Source organism: Microbacterium sp. BF1, from assembly GCF_019279095.1.
Classification (GTDB): Bacteria; Actinomycetota; Actinomycetes; order Actinomycetales; family Microbacteriaceae; genus Microbacterium; species Microbacterium maritypicum.
This window is the reverse complement of record NZ_JAGYWT010000040.1, coordinates 1-9,958: the sequence shown is the minus strand read 5'-3', so window position 1 is coordinate 9,958 and position 9,958 is coordinate 1. Positions and strand designations below refer to the sequence as shown.

The 9,958-nt window shown below is 66.7% G+C and carries 9 protein-coding genes and 1 pseudogene; 5 read left to right on the top strand and 5 right to left on the bottom strand.

Going from position 1 to position 9,958, the window contains the following annotated elements; genetic code table 11:
* Window positions 1-528 (top strand): annotated as a pseudogene (locus KZA10_RS02705) (bifunctional glutamine-synthetase adenylyltransferase/deadenyltransferase); the annotation flags it as partial.
* A gap of 50 nt (window positions 529-578) precedes the next feature.
* Complete coding sequence (locus KZA10_RS02700; RefSeq protein ID WP_218682108.1) at window positions 579-1,499, top strand: diacylglycerol kinase family protein; 921 nt, start codon at window positions 579-581, stop codon at window positions 1,497-1,499.
* Window positions 1,500-1,533: 34 nt separating this feature from the next.
* Here KZA10_RS02700 and KZA10_RS02695 read toward each other — a convergent pair whose 3' ends face one another.
* Together KZA10_RS02695 and glnA are read right to left on the bottom strand one after the other, a co-directional pair.
* Window positions 1,534-2,667, bottom strand: coding sequence for an AI-2E family transporter (locus tag KZA10_RS02695; protein ID WP_229778907.1), 1,134 nt, complete (start codon window positions 2,665-2,667; stop codon window positions 1,534-1,536).
* Between the two features lie 202 nt (window positions 2,668-2,869).
* Entirely contained in the window at window positions 2,870-4,294 is a 1,425-nt protein-coding gene (gene glnA / locus KZA10_RS02690) for a type I glutamate--ammonia ligase (RefSeq protein ID WP_017830467.1), read from the bottom strand.
* Window positions 4,295-4,441: 147 nt separating this feature from the next.
* On the opposite strand from glnA, the gene KZA10_RS02685 reads away from it, so the two are divergent.
* Complete coding sequence (locus KZA10_RS02685; protein ID WP_031206091.1) at window positions 4,442-4,870, top strand: RDD family protein; 429 nt, start codon at window positions 4,442-4,444, stop codon at window positions 4,868-4,870.
* A gap of 18 nt (window positions 4,871-4,888) precedes the next feature.
* Here KZA10_RS02685 and KZA10_RS02680 read toward each other — a convergent pair whose 3' ends face one another.
* Window positions 4,889-5,377, bottom strand: coding sequence for an ATP-dependent zinc protease (locus KZA10_RS02680; RefSeq protein ID WP_036323483.1), 489 nt, complete (start codon window positions 5,375-5,377; stop codon window positions 4,889-4,891).
* Window positions 5,378-5,394: 17 nt separating this feature from the next.
* On the opposite strand from KZA10_RS02680, the gene KZA10_RS02675 reads away from it, so the two are divergent.
* Window positions 5,395-6,582, top strand: coding sequence for a RimK family alpha-L-glutamate ligase (locus tag KZA10_RS02675; RefSeq protein ID WP_017830470.1), 1,188 nt, complete (start codon window positions 5,395-5,397; stop codon window positions 6,580-6,582).
* A 59-nt stretch (window positions 6,583-6,641) separates the two neighbouring features.
* Here KZA10_RS02675 and KZA10_RS02670 read toward each other — a convergent pair whose 3' ends face one another.
* Entirely contained in the window at window positions 6,642-7,352 is a 711-nt protein-coding gene (locus tag KZA10_RS02670; RefSeq protein WP_218682107.1) for a DUF4191 domain-containing protein, read from the bottom strand.
* Between the two features lie 161 nt (window positions 7,353-7,513).
* Here KZA10_RS02670 and KZA10_RS02665 point away from each other — a divergent pair, with 161 nt between their 5' ends.
* Complete coding sequence (locus tag KZA10_RS02665; protein ID WP_218682106.1) at window positions 7,514-8,983, top strand: hypothetical protein; 1,470 nt, start codon at window positions 7,514-7,516, stop codon at window positions 8,981-8,983.
* Between the two features lie 9 nt (window positions 8,984-8,992).
* Here the strand turns inward: KZA10_RS02665 and KZA10_RS02660 are convergent.
* A partial coding sequence (locus KZA10_RS02660) for a 2-oxo acid dehydrogenase subunit E2 (protein ID WP_218682105.1) occupies window positions 8,993-9,958 on the bottom strand: 966 nt, incomplete at its 5' end.

Below are 9,958 nucleotides of genomic sequence, written 5' to 3'. Positions count from 1 at the left end.
AGCGCCAAGCTGATCGCGCGGTTCACGGCACTGGCCGACACGATCCGCTACCCGGAGTCGGTCGACTTGCAGGGCACACGCGAGATCAAGCGCATCAAGGCGAGGGTCGAGGGGGAGCGGTTGCCGCAGGGCGCAGATCCCCGGCGTCACCTGAAGCTCGGGCCCGGTTCGCTCAGTGACGTGGAGTGGCTCGTCCAGCTGTTGCAGCTGCAGCACGCGCACGCCGTCCCCGGACTGCGCACGACGTCGACCCTCGGTGCGCTCGAGGCCGCGGTGGCAGCGGACTTCGTGACCGAGGAGGATGCCGCACGTCTTCGTGAGGCCTGGCTGCTCTCCAGCCGTCTCCGGTCGGCGATCACCCTGCTGACCGGTCAGACCAGCGATGTGCTGCCCGCGGACCGCAGGCAGCTCGACGCGATCGGGAGACTGCTCGGGTATCCCGACCGCTCGGCGACCGAGCTCGAAGAGGACTACCTCGGTGTGACGCGGCGCGCACGCAAGACGTTCGAGCAGCTCTTCTACGGCTGATCGAGCAGCCTCAGTTTGCGGTATCGGACGAGGTGTCCCAAGCTGACGATATGACCCACGCGCGAATCGGCATCGTCTGGAACCCTTCGAAGGTCCAGCAGGAGGTTCTGCAGACCGCGGTGAGCGGTGTGTTCGATGATCAGTACGACATCCGCTGGTGGGAGACCACTCCGGAGGACCCGGGCCGCGGTATGGCTCGCGAGGCCCGCGAGGAAGGCCGCGACATCGTGATCGCGGTCGGTGGAGACGGCACCGTGCGGGCTGTGGCCGAGTCGTTGGCGGGATCGGAGACTGCTCTCGGGATCGTGCCGCAGGGGACGGGCAACCTCCTCGCGCGCAACCTCGAGGTCCCGCTGAACAACGTGAAGGCCGCGCTGGAGCGTGTTCGCGACGCCGAGCCTCGACGCATCGACCTGGGCTGGGTCTCATACGACGGTACCGAGCACGCGTTCGCCGTGATGGTCGGCTTCGGCGTCGATGCGCAGATGCTGGTGGAGACCGACGACGACCTCAAGTCCAAGGCCGGGTGGCTGGCCTACGTCGAGGCGATGGGCCGTGCACTGGCCGGCACCGAGATGACCGACATCACCCTGGGGATCGACGGCGAGAAGGCTGTCGCCGTGCGAGGGCACACCATGCTCATCGGCAACTGCGGCATGGTGCAGGGCGGCATCCGTCTGCTCCCGGACGCGGTTCTCGACGACGGCAAGCTCGACGTGCTCATGATCAGCGCCGATGGCGCGCTGCAGTGGCTCGACACGCTGCGCTCGTTCGTGTGGGACAACGGTATCCGCCGACTCTTCGGCGCCACAGATGAGGCTGTCAGCACCGAGTCCGCTCGTCATCTGCCCGTCGAGACCATCTCAGTCGAGCTGAAGACGCCGCTCGTGTTCGAGATCGATGGCGAGGAGATGGGCGAGGTCACCGCGTTCGACGTGCGCGTCGAGCCTGGTGCGCTGCTGGTCCGCTGAGGATCATCGAGCTCGCCGTCCCGGCGCCGTCCTCTCAGCGGGTGACGGGCGGCGGGACGATCTTCCGATCCTGCGCGGGGAAGGTCACCTTCTGAATGATGATGATGATGCTCGCGGCGACGGGGATCGCGACGAGGGCGCCCAGGATGCCGCCCAGCGCGGCACCGGCGACCGCGGCGATCACCACGAGAGCGCCGGGCACGGCGACGGCCTTGCTCATGATGCGCGGCGAGAGCACGTAGGCCTCGATCTGCATGTAGATGAGGTAGTAGATGATCGCGATCAGCGCCGTCAGCGGTGAGACGAAGAGGCAGATCAGCGAGTTGATGATCGACGCGGTCAGCGTTCCGACCAACGGGATCATCGAGCCGATGAACGCGATGAGCGCGAGCAGGGCCGGCACCGGGGCGCCGATGATGCTGAGGAAGATGAGACTCAGGATTCCGTTGACGAGCGCGAGGCTCACCTGACCGATGACGTAGCGACCGACGGCGCCGGAGACGTCTTCGAGGAGGCTGCTGAAGGTGTCGCGCTGGTAGGCCGGGACGAAGCGGGCGGCGACATGCTTCATGCTGCGCAGCGACGCCATGAAGTAGAGCGTCAGGATCAGGACGATCGTGATCCCGGTGAAGCCGCCGGCGATGCCCGCACCCACCGCGAACACGCCGCCGCCGATGTCGAGGAAGTTGTTCGGGTCCTTCACGAAGCTGAGGACGCCCTGCACGGCATCGTCGATCGTGGAGCCGAACTGACCGCTGACGTCCTTGAACCAGGCGCTGGCCATGAAGTCCTCGATCATCCGCGGGCCGTCCTTGATCAGATTGCTGATCTGCTCGACGAGGATCGGGACGATGGCGAGGATGATGCCGGCGAAAGCGAGGATGACCCCGGCCACCACGATCGTGACGGCGGCGGGGCGGGGGAGCTTCTTCTCGATGAAGGTGACGATCGGATCGAGGCCGAGCGCGAGGAACACCGCGACGCCGATGTAGACGAGCACGGTCGCGAGCTGACCGACGACGCTTCCGATACCCAGCGCCACCAGCACGCCGAGGGCACCCAGCAGCCCGAACATGAACGGGTTGGTCCTGGCGTATGCGGCGACCGCATTCGAGGGCTGCGAGGGCCAGGGGTCGGCCGGGGTGCGCAGCTCGGTGTTCGCGGTCACTCTTCTACGGCGCATGATTCCCCCGGTCGATGGTCAGACTCACCAGTCGACCACCCGGGATGCCGCGCGGTCAAGCCGATGACGCGGTGTGGCGACCTCCGGTGTTCGCGACGTCACTCGAGCGTCGATCCGACATCGCACGACAATGCGGAAGAGCCCGCCCAGCGGAAGCTGAGACGGGCTCTTCGCGATGTTCTGGTCGTCAGACGCCGAAGTACAGCTCGTACTCGAACGGGTGCGGACGCTGCGCCATCGGCAGGATCTCGTTCTCGTACTTGTAGGAGATCCAGGTCTCGATGAGCTCCTTGGTGAACACGCCGCCCTCGAGGAGGAACTGGTGGTCGGCCGCCAGCGCGTCGAGCGAGTCGAGCAGGGAGTTCGGGACCTGCGGGATGTCCTTGGCCTCCTCGGGGGGAAGCTCGTAGAGGTCCTTGTCGACCGGCTCGTGCGGCTCGATGCGGTTCTTGATGCCGTCGAGGCCGGCCATGAGCTGCGCGGCGAAGGCGAGGTACGGGTTGCCGGACGCGTCGGGCGCACGGAACTCGATGCGCTTGGCCTTCGGGTTCGAGCCCGTGATCGGGATGCGGATCGCGGCGGAGCGGTTTCCGGCCGAGTAGACCAGGTTGACCGGAGCCTCGAAGCCCTTGACCAGACGGTGGTAGCTGTTCAGCGTCGGGTTGGTGAAGGCGAGCAGCGCGGGCGCGTGCGCCAGGATGCCGCCGATGTACCAGCGCGCGATGTCGCTGAGCTGTCCGTAGCCGGCCTCATCGTAGAACAGCGGCTTGCCGTCGCTCCACAGCGACTGGTGGGTGTGCATGCCCGAGCCGTTGTCGCCGTAGAGGGGCTTGGGCATGAAGGTCGCGACCTTGCCCCACTCCTCGGCGGTGTTCTTGACGATGTACTTGAACTTGAGAATGTCGTCCGCCGCGTGGACCATGGTGTCGAAGCGGTAGTTGATCTCCTGCTGGCCGCCGGTGCCGACCTCGTGGTGCGAGCGCTCGAGGATGAACCCGGCGTCGATCAGCTTGAGGGTGATGTCGTCGCGCAGGTCGGCGGTCTTGTCGACCGGGCTGACCGGGAAGTAGCCGCCCTTGTAGGGCGTCTTGTTGGCGAGGTTTCCGCCCTCTTCCTCGCGGCCGGTGTTCCACGCGCCCTCTTCCGAGTCGACGCTGTAGAAGCTCGAGTTCGAGGTGACGTTGTAGCGGACGTCGTCGAAGATGTAGAACTCCGCCTCGGGGGCGAAGAACGCGGTGTCGGCGATCCCGGTCGAGGTCAGGTACTTCTCGGCCTTCTTGGCGACCTGACGCGGGTCCTTCGAGTAGATCTCGCCCGTGCGCGGGTTGTAGATGTCGAACAGCATGACGAGCGTGCTCGCCTCGCGGAACGGGTCGACGTACGCAGTCGTGACGTCGGGGATGAGCTGCATGTCGGACTCGTGGATGCTGGCGAAGCCACGGATCGAGGAGCCGTCGAACAGCTGGCCGTCGGTGAAGAAAGCCTCGTCGACCGTCGATGCAGGAATGTTGAAGTGCTGCTGAACACCCGGGAGATCGGTGAAACGGATGTCAAGGAACTTGACGTCGTTCTCCTTGATGTAGGTCAGTACCTCGGACGAATCTTTGAACATGTACGACTCCTGTAATGCGGATCGATGGCTTTACGGCCACTCTGCAGAGTACGGACGGGGGATTTCTCTACGGTATCCGCTTTGTTTCGGGCGTGTTACAGGCGCGACGGCGTCAGCGCGGCATATCGCGCTGGGTAGGCTGGGGGAGTGACGGATGCTGTGAACGCGTACCCCGGTGAACGACTCGGACTCCCGGAATCCGGCTCCGGGAGCATCGCCCGCCCCGGACGCCGCATCGGTGCCCTCCTGATCGACTACGCGGCGGCGACGATCATCGCCACCGGATTCCTCGGATTCAACCAGTTCGCGCTGCCGACGGAAGCCGGCCTGAGCCAGTTCGCTCCGATGCTGGTGTTCGCGGTGCTGCAGATCGTCTTCATCCCGACCGCGGGCGGCAGCCCGGGGCACCGTATCCTCGGAATGCGTCTGGCGCGCATGGACGGCAGCTGGGTCGGGCTGTGGCGTCCGATCGTGCGCACGCTCCTGCTCGTGGTGGTCGTGCCGGCCGTGATCTGGGACGCCGATCAGCGCGGTCTGCACGACAAGGCGGTCGGCACGGTTCTGATCCGCACCTGATCACGCGGTCGGGCGGATTCAGGCGCGCCCGCGGTTGCGCCGGCGTGCCTCGCGCGGCGCCCTTCCACCGAGGAACGAGCGCGCAGGATCGACGATGTACCCGCGGCGCAGAGCCTCACGTCCGATGAGCATCCGGAAACCCATCTCGTCGCGATTGCTCAGAGTCACCTCGGCCAGCACCTCGCGGTCCACGAGACGGATCAGCAGTTCGACGACGAGTCGCTCCTGGGCATGACCGGAAGAGCTCCGTACCGCGCGACGATCGTGGACCGGCAACTCGACGACGACCGCGTCCTCTTGGCTGTCCTGCCAGGGTTTGACCTTGAAACGGACCCAGGGCTGCTCGTCCTGTTCGAACTCGACGATGTCGAAAGCGTGCAGCGACGAGGTGCGCGCACCGGTGTCGATCTTGGCTTTGAGCCAGTCGACGCCGAGATCGGGCAGGCTCACCCACTCTCGCCACCCCGTAAGGGTGTTTGAATGGGTAGACCTACTCACCTGATACATCCTGGCAGGAAATCCCCGTGAAGATCGCAGTGCTCTCCCGCGCGCCGCAGGCGTACTCCACCCAGCGGCTGCGTGCAGCCGCGCTTCAGCGCGGGCACAACGTCAAGGTGCTCAATACGTTGCGCTTCGCGATCGACCTCACCGCAGAGGAACCGGACCTGCACTATCGAGGTCGTCAGCTCAGCGACTACGACGCGATCCTGCCGCGCATCGGCAACTCGATCACGTACTTCGGCACGGCCGTCGTGCGACAGTTCGAGCAGATGGACGTCTACACGCCGAACACCGCGAACGGGATCTCGAGCGCCCGCGACAAGCTGCGCGCGAACCAGATCCTCTCCCGCCACAACATCGCGATGCCGCCGACGGCGTTCGTGCGCAACCGTGCGGACGTGCGCCCTGCGATCGAGCGTGTGGGTGGAGCGCCCGTGGTCATCAAGCTCCTGGAGGGCACGCAGGGGATCGGGGTCATCCTCGCACCGCAGGTGAAGGTCGCCGAGGCGATCATCGAGACCCTGCACTCCACCAAGCAGAACGTGCTCATCCAGAAGTTCATCTCCGAGAGCCGTGGCCGGGACATCAGAGCGCTGGTCGTCGGCGATCGCGTCGTCGCCGCCATGCGACGATCGGCGGCAGGAGACGAGTTCCGATCGAACGTGCACCGCGGCGGTTCGGTGGAGGCCATCGAGCTCGACCCCGTCTACGAGCGCGCAGCCGTGCGCTCCGCCCAGATCATGGGCCTGCGCGTGGCCGGCGTCGACATGCTCGAAGGCGATGACGGTCCGCTGGTGATGGAGGTCAACTCCTCGCCAGGGCTGCAGGGCATCGAGACGGCGACGAAGCTCGACGTCGCGGGCGCCATCATCGACTACATCGCCGGTCAGGTGGCGTTCCCCGAGATCGACGTGCGCCAGCGCCTGACGGTCTCGACGGGCTACGGCGTCGCCGAACTCATGGTGCACGGCGCGGTCGACCTGGTCGGGAAGACCCTGGGCGAAGCAGGTCTGTGGGAACGGGACATCACAGTTCTCACGCTGCACCGCGGTGTCAGCGTGATCCCCAACCCGCGCAAGCACGTCGTGCTGGAAGCGGATGACCGCCTGTTCTGCTTCGGCAAGCTCGACGAGATGCGCTCGATGGTCCCGGAGCGTCGTCGCCGTCGTGCGAAGGTCCGTCGTCTGCCACGGCAGCCGCTCTCCGAGTAAAACAGAGCGCGGCCGCCCTCACAGGAGGACGGCCGCGCTCGAGGCTCGTGTGCGCGAGCTCAACGAGGACGCTGGGAGCGCACCTTGGTCGGGTCGATGCCCTTCGGGATCGGCAGCGACGACAGCGACTGCGACACGGAGTCCACGCGGCGGATGACGGCGGCCATCGTGGCCTTGTCGATCACCTTCGGGAGCTTCTTGATCGTCTTCGAGAGATCGGCGATCGCCACCTCGTCATCGCCGTGTCCGACGTAGAGAACCGTGACGGGAACGCCGTGCGCGACGCGCTGGGCCTTGCTGCGCTCTTCGTTCACGAGGCGGGTCAGCCGACCGCGTGCGCCTTCGCCGACGACCACGATGCCACCGCGGCCGATGGTGCGGTAGACGGCTTCCTGCGTCTTCGGGTTGATGCCGACGGGCGTCTCGGACGCCTGCCAGCTGCGACCCAGGCTGGTGCTGAGCACATGACCGGTGGCGCCGGGCATGCCGTCGATCTTGCTGTACATGGCCGAGGTTGACAGGCGGGTCATCAGGAACAGGGCGCCGAGGATGCCGAGCATGAGACCGGTGATGCCCCAGAGGACGAGCGTCCAGATCTGGAAGGGCGGGATGAGATAGCCGGCGACGAGGCCGAGCAGCACGCCGCCGATGAGGATCGCGGTCTGCGCCCACGGAAGCCATGAGTAGGCCTCACGTGTGAACCGGAAGAGGGACTTGATCTGGGAGAAGAACCCAGGACGCTTTTCGGGTTCAGGAGCACTCTTTGCCATGAGGACCAGCCTACCGAGTCCGACGGCCTCGTGATGTCGACGTTCGCGCGAAGCGGAGCGGGCGCCTCTCACTCCTCCTGCACATCGGGGGCTCAGCCGGAATCCGCCCGGGTCGCCTCCGAACCCGGTGACGAAAGCGCCTCCTGCGCTGTGATGGGGAGATGAACGACATCGCGATCGACGACGGCCGTGGGGCGCCACTCGTACCAGGGGCGCATCGCGTGGTGAGGACGCTCGATCCGACCGAGGGGCCGTTCTCGGGCACGCTGGTGACCAAGGGGGAAGGCGTCGCTGTGCGGATGGACGCAGCGATCCTCCGCGGCTGGGACGGATGGCGGTTCGCGGGAGCCGAGCACATCGCGGCGCCCATCGATGTCAGTCGTCGTAGGGAAGGGCACGATGCGTTGCTTCCGTGGTGCACGGAGCGGGTGCGGGGGTTCCTGGGCCGGCGATCCGCGGCGGGAGGGAACATCACTCCCGGTGAATCCAGCACGCTCGTCGTCAGCCTTCTGCGGGGTCTCGACGAGTTGGGAGAGGGTGCCGGCGGCGCACGCACCGGCACGTGGTGGCTGACAGACGGAGGGCGTCCTGTCTTCGTGCTCGGAGATGGTCCTGACGCCAGAGCAGGAGTCATGGAGATCCTCGAGAGCCTGAGGGAGCAGACTCCCGATAAGGCACTCACGCGCGTGCTGGGTGCCGTCGAGGACGGATTGGAGAAGACTCTCACCCATCCGCGACTTCCTCGCACGCTCATCGATTCGTGGGAGCGGTCGATGCTCGACATCGCTGCTCCGCAGCCGCTCGAGCGCGAACTCCACGCTCCCGAGCGCGCACGAGACCTCGCTCGCGCGACCGCGCCAGGTGTTCCGCAGGACCGTCAGGGTGCGCTCCGTCTGCGGGCGGATCGCGTCCGCACCGGTGAACCGCATCGGGCGAGCCGCAGACGGGACGCGATCCGCGATGCTCTCCGCGTGTTCGTCGAGTCGATCCATGCGCGACTGGAGGACAGACGACGAACCCGTCCCGCTCCCACACGACTTCGGAACAGCGGGGCAGGGCGGTCTGAGACGACAGCCGACCGGCGGAAGAGATCGGTGCTGGTGGCGGGGGTGGCCGCGGCTCTGGTGCTCGCCGGAGGGCTTCTCTGGCCTGACGGCGAAGAAGCAGGGAAGGCCGACGGGGCAGCAGGTGGCAGCTCTCAGTCGCCGTCGCCGGGGGGAGATGCAGCGTCGGTCAGTACGCCGCCCCCGAGGGCAGCTCCCGTCGGCGGAGAGGCCTCGACGTCGGAGTCCTCCTCCGCCGAGGAGGATCCCATCGGCGCCGTGCCATCTCTCCTGCGGGCGATCGCGGACTGCCGCGCCCAGGGCGATACCTCCTGCACGGATGCCGTGGCCGGCGACGCCGAGAACGTCACGGGGGCTCTGGGCAGGGTGGATCCGGTGAAGCCGAGCCCCGAACTCGTGGACGAGTACGGGGACGTCGCGGTGGTACGCCTTCGGACGAGTGGGGCGGATGAGGGGGCGGGAGACGCGGAGGGCGAAGGGTCCGATCAGACGATCGTCGTCCTCATCCGCACAGAAGAGAAATGGCTGGTCCGCGACGTCTATGACGTCGCGGACCAGCCAGGATGACTCGTGCGGTCAGGCGCCGAGCTGAGCGGCGAACTGCGCCGACTCGAGGCGGGCCTTCACCGCGCCCAGGAATCGGGCTGCGTCGGCGCCGTCGATGATCCGGTGGTCGTAGGAGAGCGCGAGGTACACGTACGACCGGACGGCGATCGCATCAGCACCCCCGACCTTCACGAGACCCGGACGCTTGACGACCGTGCCGGTACCCAGGATCGCCGACTGGGGCAGGAACACGACAGGAGTGTCGAACAGGGCGCCACGCGAACCGGTGTTGGTCAGCGTGAACGTGCCGCCGGCAAGCTCATCGGGCTTCAGCTTGTTGTCGCGGGTACGCGCGGCGAGATCGGCGATCTCGTGAGCGATCTGCGCGATGTTCTTCGAAGCGGCGTCGCGCAGCACCGGCGTGAGCAGACCGCGCTCGGTGTCGACGGCGATCGACACGTTCTCGCTGGCGGGGTAGACGATGTTCTCGCCGTCGACGGTCGCGTTGACGATCGGGAACGCCTGCAGAGCCTCAGCCGTGGCGAGAGCGAAGAACGGCAGGAAGGAGAGCTTGTCGCCCGTCTTCTCCAGGAACGACGCCTTCACGCTGTCGCGGTAGTCGGCGAGGGCAGTGACATCGACCTCGACGACCGTGGTCAGCTGAGCCGTCTGCTGCATCGACTCGACAGCACGCTTGGCGAGCACCTTGCGCAGACGCGACATCGGCTGAGTCGTGCCGCGCAGGGGCGAGACCTCGAGCGGAGCGGGAGCCGGGGCTGCAGCAGCAGGTGCCGCCGTAGCGGTCTCCGCGGCCTTCAGCACGTCTTCCTTGCGGATACGACCACCCACACCGGTGCCGGTGACCGAAGCCAGGTCCACGCCCTGCTGCGACGCCAGACGGCGCACGAGCGGGGTCACGTAGAGGTTGTCGTTCTCTGTCGGGAGTGCGAGCTTCGTCGCGGCGGGTGCCGGGGCTGCAGCAGCAGGTGCCGGAGC